The organism is Comamonas sp. A7-5 (genome assembly GCF_039581385.1).
GTDB lineage: Bacteria > Pseudomonadota > Gammaproteobacteria > Burkholderiales > Burkholderiaceae_C > Comamonas > Comamonas thiooxydans.
In genome coordinates this window covers 406,102-428,770 of sequence record NZ_JBCPWO010000005.1, presented here as the reverse complement: position 1 = coordinate 428,770, position 22,669 = coordinate 406,102, and the positions used below count along the sequence as shown (strand labels likewise).

Annotated in this window: 20 protein-coding genes; 13 read left to right on the top strand and 7 right to left on the bottom strand. The window is 64.0% G+C overall.

Features of this window, described 5'->3' with window-relative positions:
• The 6 genes from AAIL67_RS12335 to urtE all read left to right on the top strand — a co-directional run bounded on the left by AAIL67_RS12335 (nt 1) and on the right by urtE (nt 7,352).
• Nucleotides 1–732 (top strand): DUF4198 domain-containing protein, encoded by a 732-nt coding sequence (locus AAIL67_RS12335; RefSeq protein ID WP_343484124.1) that lies wholly within the window; start codon nt 1–3, stop codon nt 730–732.
• 480 nt (nt 733–1,212) lie between these two features.
• Nucleotides 1,213–2,481: an urea ABC transporter substrate-binding protein gene (urtA, locus tag AAIL67_RS12330; protein ID WP_063663486.1), complete on the top strand. Its 1,269-nt coding sequence runs from the start codon at nt 1,213–1,215 to the stop codon at nt 2,479–2,481.
• Nucleotides 2,482–2,587: 106 nt separating this feature from the next.
• A complete protein-coding gene (gene urtB / locus AAIL67_RS12325; protein WP_063663489.1) occupies nt 2,588–4,201 on the top strand; it encodes an urea ABC transporter permease subunit UrtB in 1,614 nt (537 codons plus the stop codon).
• A gap of 166 nt (nt 4,202–4,367) precedes the next feature.
• On the top strand, nt 4,368–5,576 hold the full coding sequence (urtC, locus tag AAIL67_RS12320; RefSeq protein ID WP_063663492.1) for an urea ABC transporter permease subunit UrtC: 1,209 nt from the start codon (nt 4,368–4,370) through the stop codon (nt 5,574–5,576).
• Entirely contained in the window at nt 5,573–6,448 is an 876-nt protein-coding gene (gene urtD / locus AAIL67_RS12315; RefSeq protein WP_034355169.1) for an urea ABC transporter ATP-binding protein UrtD, read from the top strand. The genes urtC and urtD overlap by 4 nt, the downstream gene beginning before the upstream one ends.
• Nucleotides 6,449–6,659: 211 nt before the next feature.
• A complete protein-coding gene (urtE, locus tag AAIL67_RS12310; RefSeq protein ID WP_034377378.1) occupies nt 6,660–7,352 on the top strand; it encodes an urea ABC transporter ATP-binding subunit UrtE in 693 nt (230 codons plus the stop codon).
• Nucleotides 7,353–7,429: 77 nt separating this feature from the next.
• Here the strand turns inward: urtE and AAIL67_RS12305 are convergent, their stop codons facing one another.
• Both AAIL67_RS12305 and AAIL67_RS12300 read right to left on the bottom strand, forming a co-directional pair.
• A complete protein-coding gene (locus tag AAIL67_RS12305) occupies nt 7,430–8,419 on the bottom strand; it encodes a TauD/TfdA family dioxygenase (RefSeq protein ID WP_082877355.1) in 990 nt (329 codons plus the stop codon).
• 27 nt (nt 8,420–8,446) lie between these two features.
• Nucleotides 8,447–9,514: a tripartite tricarboxylate transporter substrate binding protein gene (locus AAIL67_RS12300; RefSeq protein WP_231905880.1), complete on the bottom strand. Its 1,068-nt coding sequence runs from the start codon at nt 9,512–9,514 to the stop codon at nt 8,447–8,449.
• 166 nt (nt 9,515–9,680) lie between these two features.
• Between AAIL67_RS12300 and AAIL67_RS12295 the strand changes: the two genes are divergently transcribed.
• On the top strand, nt 9,681–10,511 hold the full coding sequence (locus AAIL67_RS12295) for an urease accessory protein UreD (RefSeq protein WP_343484123.1): 831 nt from the start codon (nt 9,681–9,683) through the stop codon (nt 10,509–10,511).
• Nucleotides 10,512–10,539: 28 nt separating this feature from the next.
• Here AAIL67_RS12295 and AAIL67_RS12290 read toward each other — a convergent pair whose 3' ends face one another.
• From AAIL67_RS12290 to AAIL67_RS12280, 3 genes are all read right to left on the bottom strand, one after another.
• Entirely contained in the window at nt 10,540–11,784 is a 1,245-nt protein-coding gene (locus AAIL67_RS12290) for a hypothetical protein (RefSeq protein WP_231905881.1), read from the bottom strand.
• Nucleotides 11,785–11,964: 180 nt separating this feature from the next.
• Nucleotides 11,965–14,316 carry a cytochrome P450/oxidoreductase gene (locus tag AAIL67_RS12285; RefSeq protein ID WP_063663504.1) on the bottom strand — a complete coding sequence of 784 codons (2,352 nt, stop codon included), beginning with the start codon at nt 14,314–14,316 and terminating at the stop codon, nt 11,965–11,967.
• Between the two features lie 103 nt (nt 14,317–14,419).
• Entirely contained in the window at nt 14,420–15,406 is a 987-nt protein-coding gene (locus AAIL67_RS12280; RefSeq protein ID WP_063663506.1) for a tripartite tricarboxylate transporter substrate binding protein, read from the bottom strand.
• Nucleotides 15,407–15,636: 230 nt separating this feature from the next.
• Between AAIL67_RS12280 and AAIL67_RS12275 the strand changes: the two genes are divergently transcribed.
• On the top strand, nt 15,637–16,479 hold the full coding sequence (locus tag AAIL67_RS12275; protein ID WP_034355361.1) for an IclR family transcriptional regulator: 843 nt from the start codon (nt 15,637–15,639) through the stop codon (nt 16,477–16,479).
• Nucleotides 16,480–16,482: 3 nt separating this feature from the next.
• Here AAIL67_RS12275 and AAIL67_RS12270 read toward each other — a convergent pair whose 3' ends face one another.
• Nucleotides 16,483–17,310 (bottom strand): IclR family transcriptional regulator, encoded by an 828-nt coding sequence (locus tag AAIL67_RS12270; protein WP_063663509.1) that lies wholly within the window; start codon nt 17,308–17,310, stop codon nt 16,483–16,485.
• 147 nt (nt 17,311–17,457) lie between these two features.
• Here AAIL67_RS12270 and AAIL67_RS12265 point away from each other — a divergent pair, with 147 nt between their 5' ends.
• The gene (locus tag AAIL67_RS12265; RefSeq protein WP_034395925.1) at nt 17,458–18,414 is read left to right on the top strand and encodes an MBL fold metallo-hydrolase; all 957 of its coding nucleotides are present in this window, start codon (nt 17,458–17,460) and stop codon (nt 18,412–18,414) included.
• Between the two features lie 102 nt (nt 18,415–18,516).
• On the opposite strand, the gene AAIL67_RS12260 is transcribed toward AAIL67_RS12265, so the two are convergent.
• Nucleotides 18,517–18,669, bottom strand: coding sequence for a hypothetical protein (locus AAIL67_RS12260; RefSeq protein ID WP_165570837.1), 153 nt, complete (start codon nt 18,667–18,669; stop codon nt 18,517–18,519).
• Here AAIL67_RS12260 and AAIL67_RS12255 point away from each other — a divergent pair.
• The 4 genes from AAIL67_RS12255 to AAIL67_RS12240 all read left to right on the top strand — a co-directional run bounded on the left by AAIL67_RS12255 (nt 18,668) and on the right by AAIL67_RS12240 (nt 22,583).
• Nucleotides 18,668–20,338 carry an FAD-dependent oxidoreductase gene (locus tag AAIL67_RS12255; protein WP_343484122.1) on the top strand — a complete coding sequence of 557 codons (1,671 nt, stop codon included), beginning with the start codon at nt 18,668–18,670 and terminating at the stop codon, nt 20,336–20,338. The two genes, AAIL67_RS12260 and AAIL67_RS12255, sit on opposite strands and share 2 nt — an antisense overlap.
• Nucleotides 20,339–20,502: 164 nt before the next feature.
• Nucleotides 20,503–20,766, top strand: a complete 264-nt coding sequence (locus tag AAIL67_RS12250; protein ID WP_063663511.1) for a DUF2783 domain-containing protein — start codon at nt 20,503–20,505, stop codon at nt 20,764–20,766.
• 96 nt (nt 20,767–20,862) lie between these two features.
• Complete coding sequence (locus AAIL67_RS12245; protein ID WP_229227758.1) at nt 20,863–21,837, top strand: tripartite tricarboxylate transporter substrate binding protein; 975 nt, start codon at nt 20,863–20,865, stop codon at nt 21,835–21,837.
• 107 nt (nt 21,838–21,944) lie between these two features.
• Nucleotides 21,945–22,583, top strand: coding sequence for a response regulator transcription factor (locus tag AAIL67_RS12240; protein WP_343484121.1), 639 nt, complete (start codon nt 21,945–21,947; stop codon nt 22,581–22,583).
• Nucleotides 22,584–22,669: the final 86 nt, after the last annotated feature.

Sequence of the window (22,669 nt, the reverse complement as noted above, 5' to 3'; positions counted from 1 at the left end):
ATGTCTGTTTGCAGCACACGTAAAAACATCATCGCGCGCATTCTGTGCACCACGGCCGCTGCCTGGCTGCTATGCGCCAATCCGGTCTCTGCCCATAACGTCTGGCTGGAGCCCGATGCGCAGGGTGGCTATGTCATGCAGTTTGGCGGTCATGAAGGCAGGACAGAAGCCTTCGATCCGGCCAAGCTGCAGCGTGTGCATGCCTATGACCTGCGCGGCCGTGAAGTGCCCGCCGCCGTACAGAATGTGCAGGGTGGCATCCGCATCAAGCCGGATGCCGGGGCTGCGCTGATCGCAGTGGAACTCGATAACGGCTATTTCAGCAGTGCCAGGGCTGAGGGCGCAATGCTGCCTCTGCCCATGGATCAGAACCCCGGTGCGGTGCGCGGCGTGCATGCGCGCAAGTTCCACAAGACCGTGGTGCGCTGGGGCGCCGTCATGCAAAAGCCGCTTGGGCAGATGTTCGAGGTGGTGCCGCTTCAGGGGCAGTCTCCCCATGCCGGTCAGCTGCTCAGGCTGCAGGTGTTGCTGCATGGCAAGCCGCAGTCTGGCGTGAGGCTGTCCTGGGGGGAGAACGGCTCTCCCACGATGACGGACGCGCAGGGTCTGGCGATCATGACGCCTGCTGTCGGCAGCAATACGCTGCAGGCCATACTGCGTCAGCCTGTGCAGGGCGACCCCATGACAACCGAGAACAGCTACGAGTATCTGCTGCGCTTTGCCGTGCATTGATGAAGCTGCGTTCCGTCGGCTTTCGCACCGGAGCGCAGATTCTGCAAGGCATCCGCGAGGCGGCGATTTGCCGTGCAGATGAGCAAGCTGCATGTCTATGCAGTGCAGGACGGCAAGGCCAGCAAACAACTCGATCTGCTTTGCTGCAGACCAAGGCCGCTCTCGATCCGTGGACTGGCAAGCTGCGCAGCGCGGCCTTGCCGGCATGCCTGCAGCCGGTCTGAGGCGACAGGCTGTCGTGCACTTCAATAGTGCTGGCTGGTTTGCGCGGTCTGCATCTGGTGCATGCGGCACTGCAATGGTGCCTGCATGTGGCCGATGCTGATCGCACAAAGTTGCATTCGGCCTGTGCTCGGCAAAAAAGCGGCAGCAGCGCCGCCGTATGCAGTGAGCAAGCCATGGCGGGTGGTGCTGGCACGGTAATTGCACTCCAGTTTTTGCGGTCAATGTGACCGAACAAAACCTCCTGGGAGTGCTGAAATGAATCGTCGCGGAACCCTCACAACACTGGCTGCATCCATGGCTCTGGGCCTGGGCTTGACTTCTCAGGTGCTGGCTGCAGACACCATCAAGGTGGGCGTGCTGCACAGTCTCTCGGGAACCATGGCCATCTCCGAGACCGTGCTCAAGGACACGGTGCTGATGGCCATCGACGACATCAATGCCAAGGGCGGCGTGCTCGGCAAAAAGCTCGAGCCCGTGGTGGTGGACCCCGCCTCCAACTGGCCGCTGTTTGCCGAAAAGGCCAAGCAGCTGATCACCCAGGACAAGGTGGCCGTGGTCTTCGGTTGCTGGACCAGCGTGTCGCGCAAGTCCGTGCTGCCGGTGTTCGAGCAGAACAACGGCCTGCTGTTCTACCCCGTGCAGTACGAGGGTGAGGAACTCTCCAAGAACGTCTTCTACACCGGCGCCGCACCCAACCAGCAGGCGATACCCGCTGTCGAGTACCTGATGAGCAAGGAAGGCGGCGGAGCCAAGCGCTTTGTGCTGCTGGGCACGGACTATGTGTATCCGCGCACCACCAACAAGATTCTGCGTGCCTTCCTCAAGTCCAAGGGCGTCAAGGATTCCGACATCATGGAAACCTACACCCCCTTCGGCCACAGCGACTACCAGACCATCGTGGCCGATGTGAAGAAGTTCTCCACGGGCGGCAAGACCGCCGTGATCTCCACCATCAACGGCGACTCCAACGTGCCCTTCTACAAGGAGCTGGGCAATGCCGGCCTCAAGGCCAAGGATGTGCCGGTCGTGGCCTTCAGTGTGGGTGAGGAAGAGCTGCGCGGCGTGGACACCAAGCCTCTGGTCGGTCACCTGGCGGCATGGAACTACTTCATGAGCGTGAAGAACCCGTCCAACACGGCCTTCATCAAACAGTGGGGCGATTACGCCAAGGCCAAGAACATCGCGGGCCACAAGGACAAGCCGCTGACCAACGACCCGATGGAAGCCACCTGGGTCGGCATCCATATGTGGAAGCAGGCCGTGGAGAAAGCCAAGAGCACGGATACCGACAAGGTGATCGCGGCCATGGCCGGCCAGACCTTTGCCGCACCCAGTGGCTTCACGCTGAAGATGGACGAGAAGAATCACCATCTGCACAAGCCCGTGATGGTCGGCGAGATCAAGGCAGACGGCCAGTTCAGCGTGGTCTGGAAGACCAAGGGCCCGGTCAAGGCCCAGCCCTGGAGCCCCTTTATCGAAGGCAACGACAAGAAGAAGGACGAGCCCAACGGCAAGAGCTCCTGATTCGCTCCCTAGGACTGGAGAGGTCTGGTGGGCTCTCCAGTCCTGAAGAGATAGCTGCTTGCGCTTTATTGGCAATGGATGCAGCGCTAAATATCCGAGATTTTTTATGAAACTACTGCGCAAGTCATGGCGGCTGGTATGGGCCGCCGGGCTGGGCTCCTTGCTGAGCTTTGCCAGTCACGCACTGACGACCGAGCAGGCCTATGCCATGGCTGCGGCAGATGACTCCGAGCAGCGCGTGCAGGCCATCAATCAGGCCGTGCTGGCACCCGATGCGCAGAGCGACGGCGGTCGCCTCGCGGCCTATCTCAAGGCGCTGTCCGACGACGAGGTGCGCGTGTCCCAGGGCAAGGCCTATGTGATGAACGGCGATGCGGTCACCGACCCGGTGACCGGCCAGGCCGCTCAACTCCCGGCGGATGCCGAGGAGGTCGTCAGCAACAATTACCTGCGCTCGGTCATCGATACGGCGCAGGCCGCGCTGGCGCTGGGCAGCAGCGATGTGCAGGCGCGCCGCAAGGCTGCCGAGCAACTGGCCTCCGAGCCTGATGCCGGGCGGCTTCCCCTGATCGAAAAAGCGCTGGCCGCTGAACAGGACGGGCAGGTCCGAGCCCTGCTGGAGCGCAGCCTGGCTGCCAGCCTGCTGGGCAGCGACGAGGTGCAGCAGCGTCTGAAGGCGGTGGAGCAGCTGTCGCGCCAGCAGACGCCGGAGACGCAGCTGCTGTTGAACCAGCGCCTGTCCGAAGAGTCCGATCCCGGCGTGCAAAAAGCCATCAAGGCCGCGCTGGTCGGCATTGCCGAAGGCCTGGCCTGGGGGGACAGGCTGGGTGCTGTTTTCAGCGGCATCAGCCTGGGATCAGTGCTGTTGCTCGCGGCTCTGGGTCTGGCGATCACCTACGGCCTGATGGGCGTCATCAATATGGCGCACGGCGAGCTGATCATGATCGGTGCCTATGCCACCTATCTGGTGCAGGTCGCATTCCAGCGCTGGCTGCCCGAGGCCTGGTTTGGCTGGTATCTGGTGGTGGCGATTCCTGTGGCCTTTCTGGCCTCGGCGCTGGTCGGCGCGGTGCTGGAGCGCGGCGTGATCCGCTTTCTCTACGGCCGTCCGCTGGAGACCCTGCTGGCCACCTTCGGCATCAGCCTGGTGCTGCAGCAGACCGTGCGCAGCATTTTCGGAGCGCAGAACGTGGGCGTGGAAAACCCGGTCTGGATGAGCGGCGGGATTGCGCTGCTGCCCAATCTGACGCTGCCCTACAACCGCATCGCCATCATCGTTTTTGCCTTTGCCGTGCTGGCGGGCGTGGCCTTCATGATCGCCAGAACGCGCCTGGGCCTGTTCGTGCGCGGCGTGACACAGAACCGCGCCATGGCTTCCTGTGTGGGCGTCAACACGGCGCGCACCGACACCTATGCGTTTGCACTGGGCTCCGGTATCGCCGGTCTTGCCGGCTGCGCCTTGAGTCAGATCGGCAACGTGGGCCCGGATCTGGGGCAGAACTACATCGTGGACAGTTTCCTGGTGGTGGTGCTGGGCGGTGTGGGGCAGCTGGCGGGCACCGTCTATGCGGCTCTGGGCCTGGGCGTGCTCAGCAAGCTGCTGGAAGGCTGGACCGGGGCTGTGCTGGCCAAGATCGCCGTGCTGCTGTTCATCGTGGTCTTCATTCAAAAGCGCCCGCAAGGCATCTTTGCCTTGAAGGGCCGCAGTGCGGAAACATGAAACACCCCCCTGAGTCGCTTCGCGCCTTCCCCCGCTCTCGCATTGCTGCGCGCTGCGGGCAGGGGACGACACCCTCGCTGCGGGGCGGCCCTTGCTCGGTGTCTCGTACCTGGGCCGCGCCAGTTGCGCAGGCCATGTGCCTTGCTCGACATGAGGGAAAACTGACATGACAACCCAATCCATATCCATCGAACTGCCCAAGCCCGCGCCGCTGCTATCCGCCAAGGGCTGGACGGCATTTCTGCTGGCCCTGACCATGGTCTGCGCCGTGGCTCCCGCACTCAATCTGTGGGTGCCCGAGGACAGTGCACTGCACCTTTCCGACTACATGCTGGGCCTGCTGGGCAAGTTCATGTGCTATGCCATCTGCGCACTGGCGATTGATCTGATCTGGGGCTATACCGGAATCCTGAGCCTGGGGCACGGCCTGTTCTTCGCACTGGGCGGCTATGTGATGGGCATGTACCTGATGCGCGAGGCCGTAGGCCCCGATGCATTGCCCGCCTTCATGGGGTTTCTGGACTGGAAGGAGCTGCCCTGGCACTGGGCGCTGTCGGGCAGCTTTGCCGCCACCGTGCTGCTGGTGTTTCTGGTGCCGGGCCTGATCGGCGGGCTGTTCGGCTACTTTGCCTTTCGCTCGCGCATCAAGGGCGTGTATTTCTCCATCATCACCCAGGCCCTGACTTACGCCGCCATGCTGCTGTTCTTCCGCAACGAGACCGGCTTTGGCGGCAACAACGGATTCACGGGTTTCAGGACCCTGCTCGGCTATTCGGTCAACTCGAAAGCCATGCATGTGCTGCTGTTCGCGCTGTCGGGGCTGGCATTGCTGGGCTGTTTTCTGTTCTCGCGCTGGCTGATGCGCAGCAAGTACGGCCGCGTGCTGCAGGCCGTGCGCGATGCAGAATCGCGCACCATGTTCTGCGGCTACAACCCGCTGCCCTACAAGCTGTCGATCTGGGTCATCTCGGCCATGATGTGCGGCCTGGCGGGCGCGCTCTATGTGCCCCAGGTGGGCATCATCAATCCCAGCGAAATGAGCGTGGGCAATTCCATCGAAATGGCGGTGTGGACGGCCGTGGGCGGACGTGCCTCGCTGGTCGGCCCGATCATCGGCGCGTTCGCCGTCAATGGCGGCAAGAGCTGGCTCACCGTGGCTGCCCCCGAGTACTGGCTGTACGTGCTGGGGGCGCTGTTCATCGTCGTGACGCTGTTCATGCCGGGAGGACTGATTCGCCTGCCGCAGCAGCTTCGCCAGTGGCGTGAGAAGCGCAAGGCCCAGGTCAAGGCACCGTTGAACCAGACTGCAGCCGCAGCTGCCAAAAACGCTGCCGAGCCGGCTTCTGCCGATGCCATCGAAGGAGTGCGCGCATGACCCCCGATCTGATGCAGGAAGGCGAGCAGCGCCTGGCCTCCTACCAGCAGCGCGAAGCCGCGCTGCGCACCGAATCCGGCGGTCGCAATGCCAGTCTGGCGCGCCCCGTGGTGGCCGGCGAAGTGGATGTGACCCACGGCCGAATTCTCTATCTCGAAGACGTGCATGTGAGCTTCGACGGCTTCAAGGCCATCAACGGTCTGAGTCTCGATATCGCGCCCGGCGAGCTGCGCTGCATCATCGGTCCCAATGGCGCAGGCAAGACCACGATGATGGACATCATCACCGGCAAGACCCGGCCAGACAGCGGCACGGTGTTCTTCGGCTCCACCATCGATCTGCTGCGCTACAAGGAGCCCGAGATCGCCGCCATGGGCATAGGCCGCAAGTTCCAGAAGCCCACGGTGTTCGAGCAGCTCAGCGTCTTCGAGAACCTGGAGCTGGCGCTCAAGACCCACAAGGGCATTGCCTCCTCCATGCTGTTCAAGCTCAGCGGCGCGCAGAAGGACCGCATTGCCGAGGTGCTGCACACCATTCATCTGGCAGGCAGCGTAACGCGCCAGGCGGGCCTGCTCAGTCACGGACAGAAGCAGTGGCTGGAGATCGGCATGCTGCTGGTGCAGGAGCCCAAGCTGCTGCTGCTCGACGAGCCCGTGGCCGGCATGACCGACGAGGAAACGGTGCGCACGGCCGAGCTGTTTCTGACGCTCAAGGGCAAGCATTCGCTGATGGTGGTGGAGCACGACATGAGCTTTATCGACACCATCAGCGAGAAGGTCACGGTGCTTTGCGATGGCTCGGTACTGGCCGAGGGAACGCTGGCCGAGGTGCAGGCTGACGAGCGCGTGATCGAGGTGTATCTTGGGAGATGACCCCCTGAGACGCTTCGCCTGAGCGGCCCCGCGCCTTCCCCCTCTCTCTACGCGCTTCGCGCTAAGGGAGGGGGACGACAGCTTCGGTGCTCGGCGGCGCTTCCTCGCTGTCTCTTTGATTGGGCAGCGCCAGTTTCAAACGTCATGCGCTCCGCAGATAGTCAAATTAGATAGCTGCTTGCGCTTGCTGTGTAAGCGTTAGAGGTCAAAAATGCTTAAAGTTCAGAACCTGCATCAGTATTACGGCGGCTCGCACATCCTGCGGGACGTGAATTTCACGGCCGAGATCGGCAAGGTAACGGTGCTGCTGGGCCGCAACGGCGTGGGCAAGACCACCTTGCTCAAAAGCCTGATGGGGCTGGTTCCCATCAGAAGCGGCGGCATTGAATGGCAGGGCCGCGATATCGCGCGCAGGACGCCCTATGAGCGCGCGCGCAGCGGCATCGGCTATGTGCCCCAGGGGCGCGAAATCTTCTCGCGCCTGTCGGTGGAAGACAATCTGCGTATGGGCCTGTCCTATTGCTCGGCAGGCACGCGGATTCCGGGTGAACTGTACGAGCTGTTCCCCGTGCTGGGGCAGATGCTGCACCGCCGTGGCGGCGATCTCTCGGGCGGGCAGCAGCAGCAGCTGGCCATTGCGCGCGCGCTGGCGCCGCAGCCCAAGATCCTGATCCTGGATGAGCCCACCGAGGGCATACAGCCCAGCATCATCAAGGACATCGGCCGCGTGATCCGCATGCTGGCCAATCGCGGCGACATGGCCATCCTGCTGTGCGAGCAGTACTACGACTTTGCCGAGGAGCTGGCCGACCACTATGTGGTGATGGAGCGCGGCGAGGTGATCGCATCGGGCCCGGGCAGCGAGATGCAGCAGAAGAATGTGCGCTCGCTGGTGGCGATTTGAATATCGGGCGAAGAAAAAAAGGTGCCGCAAGCGGCACCTCAAAGCCTCAGGCCATGCCCGGAGGACAACTCATTTCGTCAATACGCTGCGCCGTGCGCGGCCAGCACCGGATTGCCCTGTATGGCAGTGCTGGCGCGGCCGTCCGCGCCCAGGGGGACTTCGCCCACCAGCGTGGTGCGGTAGAGCTGGCGATCGAACTCCAGCGCAAAGATATCCTGTGGTGCCACATGGGCCGTGGAGCGGTTGTCCCAGAAGGCCAGCGAGCCGGGTTCCCACTTGAAGCGCACGGTGAACTCGCTGCTGACGGCATGCTCCCAGAGCAGCTCCAGCAGCACGCGCGATTCGCGAGTATTGAGTTCCACGATGGACTTGAGAAAGCCGGGGCTGATGTAGAGCACCTTCTCGCCGGTCTCGGGATGGATCGTGACCAGCGGGTGTTCGCTGATCAGGGTGTTGTCGCGCACCAGATCCAGATATTCCTGCGATGCGGTGGCTCCCTGTGGGGCGCTGAAGCGGTGCTCGCCACGCAGGCCCTGCAAAAAGGCCTGCAGCGGTCTGGAGAGCGCTTCGTAGGCAGCTGCCAGATTGGTCCATTGCGTGTCGCCGCCATAGGGCGGAATCGTCACGCCGCGCAGAATCGATGCGGCAGGCGGGTTGTGGGCAGCCGTCACATCGGCATGCCAGCCGGTCCAGGGGCGCTGTTCGGCCTGGCCGCTGTGGCGGTTGGCCTTGCGGTGCTTGGCAATCGAATACAGCTCGGGAAAACCTTCGACATGACCGAAGACGGGGTGGCCGGGCGTGAGCTCGCCAAACTGGCGCGAAAAAGCGATCTGCTGCTCATGGCTGAGGTGCTGGTCGCGAAAGAAGACCACCTTCCAGCGCAGCAATGCCGAGCGGATGGTGTGCACCTCGGCGGCACTCAAGGCCTGTTTCAGATTGACGCCGCTGATCAGCGCGCCGATATGCGCCGATTGCGGCGCGATGCGGATGTGTGGAGTGATGTGGTTGGCAGAGCTCAGACGCTGGTCCAGATGCTGCAGCGGAGCGTGGGGCAGGGGCATGTTCATGGGATTTTTCCTGATGAGCGCGGGGCTTCAACGCGCCTGGGCAATACGGGAGGCGCTGGGCGGCAGCAGGCCGAGTTCGTTCAGCAGAGCATGGCTGCGTTCGACCTGGGCATGCAGTGCGCGAGCCGTGTCCTGCGGGCCGAGGAAGATGGGCTCCCACTGGTTCAGCGCCACAAACTCCTTCCATTCCCGGGTTTCGGAAACCTTGCGCAGCGCATTCACCCAATACGCCTGTTGCGCGGTGCTGGCACCGGGTGCCGTCATCACGCCCTGAAACGAATCGCTGACATAGTCGATGCCCTGCTCCTTCCAGGTGGGCGACTGAGCGAACACGCCTTCAAGCCGCTTGTCGGCGGCAATCGCCAGCACGCGCACGCGGCCCGACTGCAGATAGGGCAGCAGGTTCGGCGTGGTGGCCGAAACCACATCGAGATGGCCGCCTGCCAGCGCCACCATGGATTCGGCGGAGGATTTGTAGGGGACGATGCGCAGCTTCTGGATATTCACGCCGCCCTGCTGCAAGGGCTGGGCCACGCCCAGATGGATGTGATTGCCCAGCGTGGTGGCGATGCCTATGGAGTATTTCTCGGGGTCCTTGCGCAGCTGGGCGATCAGGTCCTGGGCATTGCGCAGCGGCGAATCCGCACGCACGACCACGGTGGTGAACTCGCGCAGCAAGGTCACCAGCGGCGTGCCTTTCTGAAGGTGTGCGGGCAGGGCATTCTGCGCCAGGCTGTTGCCGTAGCTGGTGCTCAGCGTCATCAGCGTATGGGCGTCGCCAGGGTGGCGGTGCAGGCTTTCCAGCGCGGCGATCGCATGCGCGCCGGACTTGTTGCTGACCACGAACTGCGGTGCATGGCCATCGCGTGCCAGCAGCTCGGTGAGCTTGCGGGCCGCCAGATCCAGCGCCGCGCCGGCTCCGCTGGGGACAATGAATTCCGTGGACTTGCTGGGCTTCCAGGCCTGTGCTGCTGCGCCGCCGGCTTGCGCGGCAGCAGGGCCAGTTGCCAGCGTGCAGCACAGCACCGCCATCGATGTAAGCCACGGGGCCAGAGTGCGATGCAGGCGTGAATGCGTTACGGTAGCGACCGACATGAAAGCTCCTGAAATCAATCGCCATATGCTTGACAAGCTGGCGTGCGAGAGACTGTAGAAGTGCTGCTGCGATACAACAACGAATGAATTTTCATGAGTTAGTAAGCAAAAGAGCTGAGCTATCCCGGCCTGAACGGCAGGCCTGCTTGAAGAGGCGAGAAAGACAATGACCTGGCATGCGCAACTGGTGCTGAACTATTCCCTGCAGGCCGGCAAGACCTCGGTGCATTTCACGCACGATGGTCCGCTGCGCATCCTCAAAAGTCTTTATCCCGAAGGTCCTGTCATCTGCCACAACGTGCTGGTGCATCCGCCTGGCGGGCTGGTGGGTGGGGATGTACTGGACATTGATGTCCATGTCGCAGAAGGTGCGCATGCGCTGGTCACCACGCCCGGTGCCACGCGCTTTTACAAAAGCAACGGGAAGCAGGCCATGCAGCGCACCCGGCTGCGTCTGGACCCCGGTGCGAGGCTGGAGTGGCTGCCGCTGGAGGCGATTGCCTACAACGCCTGCGATGCCGTCAACCAGCTGGAGTTCGACCTCGCCGAAGACGCGCAACTGCTGACCTGGGATGTGACGGCACTGGGCCTGCCGCTGGCCGCCCAGCCCTATGCCTGCGGCAGGTTCGAACAGCACATCGAATGGCCGGACCGTTTTCTGGAGCGCGGCGTGATCGATGCACAGGACGAGCTGCTGCTCAACGGCGATCTGGGGCTGGCCGGGCATCGCTGCCTGGGCAGTCTGATCTTTGCCAGCGGCTCAGCCATGGCGCGTCATCAGCGCGAAGCCTTGCTGGAAGGCACGCAGGAGCTGCTTGCAGAGGCTGCTCCGGCGGTGTTGAGCGGTGTCACCGCTCCCAATGAAAACATGCTGGTTCTGCGCTGTGCATCACCTGTGGTGGAGCCTGTGATGATGTTGTGGAAAACCGTGTGGAGTTTTTGGAGAAAAGAACTCTGGGGCTTGCAGGGCGGCACGCCGAGAATCTGGTCCATGTGATCGCTGTTGCACGGGCCCAGGCCCCGTTTCAACGCACCAGCTGTTTTCTGCATCGGGCCAGCTCGGCCTGGGTCCAGTTCAGGCGTTCGCGCAGTTGGGGGCAGGCGGCACCGGCGTTTTGCGGCTCGCGTTCCGTGCAGTGCTCCTCGACCATGGATATCAGGGTGCGCGTGTGGCGGTTCTGCTCCAGGCTGCAGGCGCGTGTACCTGCTTCGGCTCGCGTTCCGCCTTGCGAGCGTGTGCCGGGCGGCACGGCCGTCCAGCCCCGGTTGTGCCAGGGCGAGAAGGAGGCTGACGGCGTGATCTCTATGCCGCTCACGCGTCCTTCCAGGCCGGGAAATGTGGACAGCATGGCGGCTGCCACCAGGGCCGGGTCGCTCATGCCTCCCAGGGCGGTATCGCAGTCCATGACATCGGGATTCAGGCCCGGCGGCAGCAGCCTCAGCACGCCATAGATGCGGGTGGCATCGGTTTCCAGTTCCTTGACGCTGCGTCCACTGCTGCCCGGCACCAGTCCCATGCCGACCAGTTGGTACTGCGTGTCGCGCAGGGCGGTATCGGGGCCGGTGTGGATCTCGACCTCGCCCGAGGCCCGGCCCGCGAACATGAGCAGTCTGAAGGCATCCGTGGAGAACAGCGCCTGCACCTCCAGATGGCAACGGGCAGGCGGGGCCGGACGCAGCACACTTGACCAGTCCTTGGCAGCGTCGCGGTGGACCAGCATGGCCGTGCGTGGCAGCATCTCCACGGTTATCCGTGCCTTGTCCAGGTTTACGGTGGCCGCCACGCTGGCGTCAATCGTGCTGGCTGTGGGAAATTGCGCCAGTGCCTTGAAGCCGGGCTGCATCACGGACAGTCTGTCGTTGCCGACCACACCGCCTGTGGCGATCTCCAGGCGCCCGTCCGCAAAGCGGTAGTAGCTGGGCACTTCGTCGGTCTCGGTATAGCTGCCGTGGCGCGTGGAGACGCGGTAGCGGATCTCGCGTCCGCCCATTTCCATGAAGGGGCGCAGCGTCTCCAGCAGGTCCTGGCGTGTGGCGGCATCGTCCTGGCGCAGTGTGATCTCTACGCGTGTCGAGCCATAGCCCAGCAGCTTGTCGAACGCATGGCGCATGACGGCCTGATTCGGAAAAGTGATGACTGCCCCCACCATGCCCGCCAGGGCCGCGACGCCGCCCAGCACCAGCGGCCAGGTCGAACGCTCGTCAGCGCGAGTGCCAGTCATGGCGCTCCAGATGGCTTGCGCGCCATGGCTCAGCCAGGTGGTGGCCATGAAGGCGATGAGCGCTGCAGTCGGCGCCCACACAAGAATTAGCAGTATTTGCAACAGGCCCATATGGGCAGTGATTCTAGGCAGAAGCCATGCATGGCCTGGCTGCAGCAGCTCGCCTGGGGCTGCCCGCCCGGGGCTACCCGCCCGGGGCTACCCGCCCGGGGCTGCCCGCTGGGGACGCTACAGCGCCAGAACGATTCTGGACTCCTGCGTCCTGGCGCGCGAGCAGCAGCTCATCATCTTGGTGCAGGCCGTGCGCTCGGCACGGGTCAGCACCATGTCGCGATGATCGATATCGCCTTCCAGCACCGGCACCTCGCAGGAGCCGCACAGGCCTTCGCGGCAGTCGCTCTCGATATCGATATTGGCGCTGCGCAGTGCATCGAGCAGGGTCTCGTCATTGCGCACCTGCAGCGTGATGCCGGATTCGCGCAGCTCGACTTCAAAGCCGTGCTCCTTGTCCGGGTCCAGCGCTCCCAGGGTGCTGGAGAAATGCTCCACGCGCAGACTGTCCTCGGGCCAGTGGCGACTGGCCTCGGCCAGCCCGTCGAGCATGCGCTGCGGACCGCAGGCATAGATCTGTGCGCCGGGCCTGACCTCGGCCAGCAGTGACGCGTAATCGGCGCGCCGGCCTTCCGCGCCCACATAGATCTGCAGACGCTCGCCATGCATTGCCTGCAAGGCATCCAGGAGCGCCATGCGCTCGCGCTGGCTGCAGCTGTAGTGGATTTCATAGGGGATGCCCAAGGCCTGGGCGCGAGCCGCCATGGCCGCAACCGGCGTGATACCTATGCCGCCTGCGACGAGAATCAGCTGCTGCGCGCCTTCGTCGAGCCTGAAGTGGTTGCGCGGGCCGCGCATCTGCACCTTCATGCCGGCCTGCAGTGCCCCATGTATCCAGGCCGAACCGCCACGGCTGTGCTCCTCGCGCAGCACGGCGATCTCGTAGGTATCGGCTTGCTGCGGATCACCGCATAGCGAGTACTGGCGCGAGATGCCGGTGTCGCCGCAGTGCAGGTCGATATGCGAGCCCGGGGTCCAGCGTGGCAGCTCGCGTCCGTCGGGCGCCTTGAGGCGCACGCGCAGCACGTCCTGCGCAATCAGCTCGGTGCTGTCCACCAGCATGCTGCGGCTGACGCCGCCCTGCGAGGATTCGCCGATGCGCACCGGCTGTTGCTCGGCCAGCACGGCGGGGTTGGCGCGCTCGGGGTTGCGGCTCACATCCCATTGAACCCACAGATGTTCGGGGCCGCGGAACGAGGTGTTGGGCACATAGGTGAAGCGTTGCTCGGCCAGCTGCATATGGGGCAGGCGGCGCGTGAATTCCTCGAGGAAGATCTGCATTTCCATGCGCGCCAGATTCTTGCCCATGCATTGGTGAGAGCCGTAGCCGAAGGTCAGGTGATCGCTGGCATTGTCGCGGTGGATGTCGAACAGGTCGGCATCGACAAAATGCTGCTCGTCGTGGTTGGCCGAAGAGGTGACGATGAGCAGCTTGCTGCCGGCCGGAATGGCCTGGCCGCCGATCACCACATCCTTGGTGGCCAGGCGCCGCCAGGCGGCTACCGAGCCGTTGTGGCGCAGGCATTCCTCCACGGCATTGGGGATCAGCGAGGGATCGGCGCAGATCTCCTGCCAGACCTTGGGGTGCTGCAGCAGCAGCTTGACCGCATTGGCGGTGGCGTTGGCCGTGGTCTCGTGGGCGGCGACGAGGCCGGCCATCATCATGGAGTGCAGATAGGAGTCGGTGACGACATCGGGCAGTTCCTTCTGCTTGCGAATGCCGTATTGCATCCAGCCTTCGGCATCGGGGTCGGCGCGCATCTTGTCGAGAATCCGGCCCGCGTGCTGCCAGAAATTGCCCACGGCATGGGCCACGGCCACCTGCTCCTCGGCCCGGGGGCGCCCCCAGGTGTTGACGGTGTGGGCAATGCTGTACTGGCGCAGCGTGTCCATATCGTCTGCGGGCACGCCCAGGAAATGCATGGCCACGGTGAGCGGCACTTCCCACAACATCTGATCGACGAGATCGGCGCGGCCGTCGTCGATGAAGCGGTCCACATATTCGCGGGCCAGCCGGCGCACCATGGGCTCGTGGTGCTTGAGCTCTTCGGGCGTGAAGGGCTGCATCAGCGCTCGTCGGCGCGGCATGTGGGCGGGCTCGTCCTCGTTGACCAGAGTGCGGTTCAGCGCAAAGCCATAGCTGGCGAGCACGGCATTGGCTTCATCGCCCGTGGGCGTGATCTTCTCCAGCGCGATCGAGGGGCTGAAGGTCAGGTTGTCGCGGAAGATGGCCTTTATGTCGTCGAAGCGCGTGACCACCCAGTAGCCCAGCTGCGGGCTGTAGAACACGGGCTCCTGTTCGCGTGCCCAGCGCACATACTCGGGCGGGTCCTGCTGGTAGCCGTCGGCAAAGGGATCGAAGCCGGCGGCACCGTGGCTGATGGGGCAGCCCGTAGGGCCGCTCTGGCCGCTGGGCTTGCCGAACTGGCTGTGATCGATGGGGCAACGGCTGGGGGTGGAAACGGTCATGGCTCGCTCGCAAACGCAAAGAGGCAGGAGATGGCTTGCGCCATCGGACGAGAGTGCAGAGGCGGCCTGCCGCCAGCCTCTGCGGCATGGATCAGCGGGGCAATCAGTCCAGCGTGATGTTCAGATCCTTGATCAGCTTTTGCCAGCGTGCGCTTTCGCTGTGGATCAGTGTCTGGAACTGCTCGGGCGTGTTGCCCACCGGCTCCACGCCAAAGTCGATGAGCTTTTGCTTGACGGCAGGCTCGTTGATGGCGGCGACCACCTGCTTGTTCAGCGCCGTGACGACGTTGGCCGGTGTCTTGGCCGGTGCCACCATGCCGACCAGGGCCGCAGCCTGCACGCCAGGCAGGCCCAGCTCGCCGAAGGTGGGCACATCGGGCAATTGGGGCAGGCGCGTGGCATTGGCCACGGCCAGCGGACGCACCTTGCCACCCTTGATGAAGCCGGCGCCGGCGGCCAGGTCCACCATCATCACGGGAATCTGACCGCCTGCCACATCGGCCAGCGCCGGAGCCGCACCGCGATAGGGCGCATGGGCGAGCTTGAGGCCGGCCTCGGACTTCAGCAGTTCCATGGCCAGGTGATGGGGGCTGCCCGCGCCGGCGGAGCCGTAGTTCACGCCCTCGGCACTGGCCTTGGCGGCGGCAATGAACTCCTTGGCGGTCTTGGCCTTCTCGGCGGGGCCGGCCACCAGAATCATGGGAAAGCGGCCCATGAGCGTGACGGGAGTGAGGTCCTTGCCGGGGTTGTAGCTCAGGCTCTTGTAGAGCACGGGGTTGAAGATCAGCGTGCCGTTGTCGGCCGACAGCACGGTATAGCCGTCGGCCGGTGCGCGCGCGGTCTCCGATGCGCCTATGGCTGTGTTGCCGCCCGGGCGGTTGTCCACGACGATGGGCTGATGGGCGTGGGCGCCCCAGGCCTGGCCTATGGTGCGGGCCAGGAAGTCCGAGCCACCGCCGGCGGCGTAGGGAACGATCCAGCGCACGCTCTTGCTCGGGTACTTGTCCTGGGCCACGGCGGTGCCAGGGGCTGCGGCCAGCCAGAGCATGCTGGTGGCCAGAACCGAGGCGGTGAAGAGGCGTTTTTTCATTGAGGGTGTCTCCTGGGCTGTGGTGTTGTTTGCCTGCGGGTTAACCAAGCTTCACTCCGCCTGCGGTTCCGCTTTAATACGGAAATTGCTTTGCGTAATTTTTATACGCATAGCGTAAATATGCTTCAAGGGATTACCCGAGAGCCAGCACGAGACATGCGTGAAAATGCCTTCAACGGCTTACGAGACAGGCGCAACCAGCTATGAAAATCGAGAAGAAGACTTTGGCGATGGCGAAGCGGCAAGCAGCCAGCCCCGCAGCAAGAGTGGCGTCGCAGAATGCCCGGCAAGAGCCGGATCAACGTCGCCAGCGTGTGCAGGCAGCGGAGACCTGTCTGGCCGTGCTCAAGGCACTGGCCGGGCTGGGCGGTCGTGCCAGTCTCACGGCCATCGGCGCTGCCGTCGATGAAAGTCCGGCCAAGGTGCATCGCTATCTGGCCAGTCTCATGGCCGAGGGCCTGGTGGAGCAGGATCGTGGCGGCACCCAGTACGCGCTGGGACGCGAGGCCATCCATATCGGCCTGGCTGCGATGCGCCAGAACGATCCTGTGCGCATGTCCGAGCCTGCTTTGCAGCATCTGCGCGAGTCCTTGCAGGTCACGAGTTTTGTCGCGGTCATGGGCAATATGGGCCCCACCATCGTGCGCTTTGAAGAGCCCAGCCTGCCCATTACCGTCAATGTGCGTGTGGGTTCGGTCATGTCCATGCTGTGGTCGGCCACGGGGCGGGCATTCTTTGCCTTCATGGAGCCGCAGCCCGAGGTCGAGGCGCTGCTGGCGCGCGAGCTGGAGGCAGCCAGCCCCGAGCATCGCCGTCTGTTGCATGCGAGCAAGCCTCTGGAGCAGCTGCGCAGCGAGATTCGCGCAGCGGGCTGTGCGGCGATCCGGGACCTGAATCTGCCTGGCATCAGCGCCGTTGCGGCGCCCTTGCTCGACTACAACGGTCATGTGGTGGCCGTGCTCTGCGCGCTCGGGGCCAGCGGCGGCTTCGACCCCGATCCGCAGGGCCGCATTGCCCAGGCTGTATGCGAAGAGGCGCGCAGTATCAGCGCTTCGCTGGGCTACCGGGCCTAGGTCTCAGGCCCCGGTCAGCACAGCCGGGGCTCCGAGGCGCAGGGATAGCTGACGGGCCTGGGCCTGCAGTTTCTGGGCCGGCAGACCAGCGGGGTCCAGCGTCAGCGTGACCGAAGGGCCGATGGCGGCAATCGCCAGCACCAGTTGGCCGAAGCCGTCGAACACCGGCACCGCCAGCGCGCTTACGCCCGACAGCAACTGGTTCTCGACCACGCTCAGGTGGTTGCGGCGAATGGCGTCCAGCTCCTTGGCAAACGCCGGTTCGTTCAGGCTGTGGCCTTCTGCCTGCAGCAGCGGTGCGATACGGGCCGGGTCGCCAAAGGCCGCAAAAATCTTGCCCGTGGCGGTATGGCGCAAGGAGGCCGGCGTGCCGTGGCGCATGGCCACATAGACATGGGTCGGGCCTTCCTCGACGCGGATGATGGTCGGCCCCTGGCCGCTCCACATGGAAACCGACACGGTGTAGCCCACCTCTTGCGCCAGGGCGGGCAGCTCGGCAATCGCCATGCGCACGGGATCTGCCTGCTGCAGGCTGATGAGTCCCATCTGAATGGCCAGCGGCCCCAGGCCGTAGTGGCCGCTGACGCGATCCTGCTCCATCAGGCCCAGCTTGCAAAAACTCACCAGATAGGGGTGGGCCTTGGCTGCCGTCATCTCCGCCTCGCGTGCCAGATCCTTGAGCGCCATGCGCCGGCCCGTGCGCGCCAGCACCTTGAGCAACTGGCCGCCGACTTCCACGCTCTGTATGCCGCGCGGTGCGCGCGCGGGTTCGTCGTCACTGGATTCGAGCATCAAACGGGCGTCGGTCGAAGAAGAGTTGGCATGAGGCATGACGGCATTGTGACGGTGGAAAAGCGGCTGGAAAGTCTCAAGGGTTTTTCACTATGACAAATCGATTGTGCAATGTTGAATTTATATCTAGCATTCAGAAATTCGATAAAGCTGAATGCATTTGTTTAAAACAAAGAGATTGCAACGATGAGCACCAAGACCTTTGCCTCCGCCGCCGACCTTGAAGTCAAGAAGGTGAGCTTCGACAAGCTCTCCGAACATGCTTATGCCTACACGGCCGAAGGCGACCCCAACACCGGCATCATCATTGGCGACGACGCCGTGATGGTCATCGACACCCAGGCCACGCCCGTCATGGCCGAGGACGTGATCCGCCGCATTCGCGAGGTCACGGACAAGCCCATCAAATACGTCACGCTGTCGCATTACCACGCGGTGCGCGTGCTGGGTGCCTCGGCCTATGGCGCCGAGCACATCATTGCCAGCCAGGACACCTACGACCTCATCGTCGAGCGTGGCGAGCAGGACAAGGCCAGCGAGATCGGCCGCTTTCCGCGCCTGTTCCAGAACGTCGAGAGCGTGCCCGAGGGCATGACCTGGCCGACCATGACCTTCACCGGCAAGATGACGCTGTGGCTGGGCAAGCTCGAGGTGCAGATCCTGCAGCTGGGCCGTGGCCACACCAAGGGCGATACCGTGGTCTGGCTGCCCCAGGAGAAGGTGCTGTTCAGCGGCGACCTGGTCGAGTTCGATGCCACGCCCTATGCCGGCGACGCCTATTTCCAGGACTGGCCGCAGACGCTGGATGCGATTGCCGCCCTCAAGCCCGAAAAGCTGGTGCCCGGCCGCGGTGCGGCGCTGCAGAACGCGGCCGAAGTGCAGGCCGGCCTGGCGGGCACGCGCAATTTCATCAGCGACCTGTGGGCCGAGGTCAAGGCCGGCGCCGATGCGCGTCAGGACTTGCGCAAGGTCTACGAGGCAGCCTTTGCCAAGCTGCAGCCCAAATACGGCCATTGGGTGATCTTCAACCACTGCATGCCGTTTGACGTGACACGTGCCTATGACGAGGCATCGGGCCACGCCGACCCGCGCATCTGGACTGCCGAGCGCGACCGCGAGATGTGGCTGGCGCTGGAAGGCTGATCGCCTCCTGGGCCGCCCAGCCGGCAGTCTCTTGCGCAGGCGCGGCGGTCTACTGCAAAGCTATCTAAAACAGGAGCTGCTTGCGCTTTGATTTCAACGAATTCAAATAGAAACAGCGTTGAATTCATTGAATGACAAGCGGTAACAGCTATCAAAAAACAGAGTTTGAATCCGACCGCAAAGAGCCGGAGGGGCGGCTTTTGCCCCAAGAAACAGATCCACGCTTTTCAAGGTTTGCGCACCGATGAACGCCATGTCCACCACCGCCATTTCTCTTGACGCCCTGCGCGGCAGCGCCGCCGACATCCAGTCCATCCAGATTCCTTATCGGCGTCATGCGGACCAGGATGCCGATGCGCCGGCTCGCCACCCCGTGGTGGTCGTCGGCGCCGGGCCCGTGGGCCTGTCGCTGGCCATCGATCTGGCGCAGCGCGGCCAGCCGGTGGTGGTGCTCGACAACGACTGCAAGCTGTCCACGGGCTCGCGCGCCATCTGCTTTTCCAAGCGCACGCTGGAGATCTGGGACCGCCTGGGCGTGGGCCAGCCCATGGTGGACAAGGGCGTGTCCTGGAATCTGGGCAAGGTGTTTGCCAGGGATCAGTCGCTCTACCAGTTCGATCTGCTGCCCGAAGCCGGTCACGAGCGCCCGGCCTTCATCAATCTGCAGCAGTACTACGCCGAAGCCTATCTGGTCGAGCGCGCCCTGCAGTTGCCGCTGATCGACCTGCGCTGGCACAACAAGGTCACGGCGCTGGCGCCGCGCGCCGATGGTGCGCTGCTGACAATGGAAACGCCCGAGGGCGAGTACCGGATCGATGCCCAGTGGGTGCTGGCCTGCGACGGCTCGCGCTCGCCCTTGCGCGGCCTGCTGGGCCAGGAAAGCCATGGCCGCATCTTCCGCGACCGTTTTCTGATTGCCGATGTGAAGATGCATGCGGACTTCCCGACCGAGCGCTGGTTCTGGTTCGATCCGCCGTTCCATCCGGGCCAGAGCGTGCTGCTGCACCGCCAGCCCGACGATGTCTGGCGCATCGACTTCCAGCTGGGCTGGGAGGCCGATCCCGAGGAGGAGAAAAAGCCCGAGAACATCCTGCCGCGCATCCGCGCATTGCTGGGCAAGGACGCGCACTTCGAGCTCGAATGGGCCAGCGTCTACACCTTTGCCTGCCTGCGCATGGACCGCTTCGTCCACGGCCGTGTGGTCTTCGCGGGCGACAGCGCGCATGGCGTCTCGCCCTTCGGCGCACGCGGCGCCAACAGCGGCGTGCAGGATGCCGAAAACCTGGCCTGGAAGCTCGACCGCGTGCTGCGCGGCCAGGCCGATGCTGCGCTGATCGCGACCTACGGCGCCGAGCGCGAATACGCGGCCGACGAGAACATCCGCAACTCCACGCGCGCCACCGACTTCATCACGCCCAAGAGCGAGATCAGCCGCCTGTTTCGCGATGCGGCGCTGGAGCTGGCGCGCGAGCATGAGTTTGCGCGTCGCATCGTCAACAGCGGGCGTCTGTCGGTGCCGGCCACGCTGCATCACTCGCCGCTCAACACGCCGGACAGCGAGGCGTTCGCGGGTTCGCAACTGCCCGGCGCCGTGCTCAGCGATGCGCCCATGCGCCGTCCCGGCGACAGCCAGACCACCTGGCTGCTGCGCGCCCTGGGCCCGGACTTCACGCTGCTGCATTTCGGCCCAACGCCGGCCTGGGCGCGCGAGCTGACCGGTGTGCTCAATCTCTCGATAGCCGCCGAGGGCGATGCCGGGGCCGCGCAAGCCGATCTGCTGGATGCCCAGGGTCTGGCCGCGCAGCGCCTGGATGCGCGCCCCGGCACCAGTTACCTGCTGCGCCCCGATCAGCATGTCTGCGCGCGCTGGCGCCGTCCCGACGAGGCTGCCGTGCGTGCCGCGCTGCAGCGCGCCGGCGGTTGAAATGAAGGCTTCCCCTGAGGCGTCCTCTCTTGCTACGCGGGAGAGGGCATGCGGGCAACCGACGACAGCTTCGCTGCGGGGCGGTGCAGTCGGCCTAGGCCCTTGCTCGCTGTCTCTGGTGGAGTACGCATCCAGAGAATTCACCTCTTTTTAAGGAGACCGCCATGCTGTCCACTCACCCGAATCTGCAGGCCTGCGACGATTTCTATGAAGCCCTGATCGCCACGCATCAGGGCCTGGAAACCGCGCAAAGCCACGCCCTCAATGCCCGCCTGGTGCTGCTGCTGGCCAATCACATCGGCCATCAAGAGACCTTGCTGCATGCGCTCGAACTGGCCCGCGCCAGCGCAGGATTCGCTCCTGCCGGTGCGGACCCGGCCGAGCGCGGTGCCGTGACACCGGTTGCCCCGGTACACGCTGCCGCTTGAGATGCAGCAAGCCGCCGGCCTGGCGGCAGCTGCGCCATCCCCTAAAGGCCCCGTCACCAAAATCTATTCAAGGGGCCATGAATCAAGGAGACAAGGATGATGCAACGAAAAAAATTTCTGGCCGCACTGGCCTGCTCGACGCTGGCATGGGCTGCAGGGCCGGCCGCCATGGCCCAGGAAAAGCCCCTGGAATGGGTCATAGGCTACGCCGCAGGCGGGGGCTCCGACGTGGTGGCCCGCGTGATTGCCGAAGCCATGGGGCGCAATCTGGAGCGCCCCATCGTCATCAACAACAAGCCTGGTGCGGGAACCAATATCGCGGCCGAGTACAGCGCGCGCTCGCATGACTACGGCAACCTGATGTTCACGGCCGACTTCGCCACGCTGGCTGCCAATCCGTTTCTGTTCCGCAAGCTCAACTACAACGCCGAAAAAGACTTCAAGCCCGTGGGCATGCTGGTGCGCTTTCCCATGCTGCTGGTGGTCAACAACGACGTGCCGGTCAGCAATCTGAGCGAGTTTGTCGCCTGGGCCAAGCAGCAGAAGACCGGCGTGAGCTGGGGCTCGGCCGGCCTGGGCAGCCCTCATCATCTGGTTGGCGAGCTGTTCCGCGAAGAAGCCGGTCTGGGCAATATGACCCATGTTCCTTATCGCGGTGCTGCGCCCGCAGTGCAGGATGTGATCGGCGGCCAGATACCTGCCATGTGGGCCGATAGCGCCACCATTATTCCCTTCCTCGGCGAGAAAAAGCTCAAGGCCATAGGCGTGGCCAGCCCGGCCCGCATCGATGTGCTGCCCAAGGTCGCCACCTTGCAGGAGCAGGGCCTCAAGGGCTTCGAAGGCTATGCCTGGCAGGGCATCGTCGTGCCCAAGGGCAGCTCGGCCGAGGTGGTCAAGAAGTTCAGCCAGTCGCTGCAGTTTGCGTTGGCCGACACGCGCACCAAGGCCCGTCTGGCAGCCATGGGGGTCGAGCCCATGCCCGGCAGCTCCGAGCAGATGGAGAAATTTGTCAGCAACGAACGCAGCAAATGGGGGCGTGTGATCACGGCCAACAACATCAAGCTCGATTGAGAACCGGACTCAGTGGGCCGCAGCTTGGGTGACGGACAGGCACGGGCGCTGCGGGATATGCGTTTTTGCAGATGCAGCGCCGTGCCAGCCGTGGCAGACTCCGGGCCATGTTCGAGCCCACTCTTCTCGTTGCCGACGATCACCCGCTGTTTCGCGCAGCGTTGATCCAGGTGCTGCACGACCGCTTTCCGCAATTTCGCATTGTGGAGGCGGCCAGCGCCCAGACCTTGGGCGCAGCGATGCAGGAGAATCCTGAAATCGAGCTGGTGCTGCTGGACCTGGCCATGCCCGGAGCGCGCGGCTTCTCGTCCCTGCTGCATCTGCGCGGCGAATATGCGCAGGTTCCGGTGATCATCATCTCGTCCAATGACGACCCGCGCATCATCCGCCGCGCCCAGCAGTTCGGGGCGGCAGGCTTTATCTCCAAGTCTGCGGCGGCAGACGATATGAGTGCCGCCATTGACGATGTGCTGAGCGGGGATATCAGCTTTCCCTCCATGGTTGCCGAGCGCTCGGAGGCCGATGCGGCCCTGGCCGCTCGCCTGGCCCAGCTCACCCCCCAGCAGTTTCGTGTGCTGCTGTGCATTGCCGACGGATTGCTCAACAAGCAGATCGCGCACGAACTGGGCCTGGCCGAGAACACCGTCAAGGTCCATGTGACGGCGATTCTCAAGAAGCTCGAATGCTATTCACGCACCCAGGCGGCAGTGCTGGTCAAGAGCCTGGAAAACGATCACGAGGTTTGATTGCCCTGGTGCCTCAAGAGCTCTCTGTTTCGATAGCTTGCTGCGCTTTGTTGGTCATGGATTGAGGCCTTTCTGACCTCATTTCT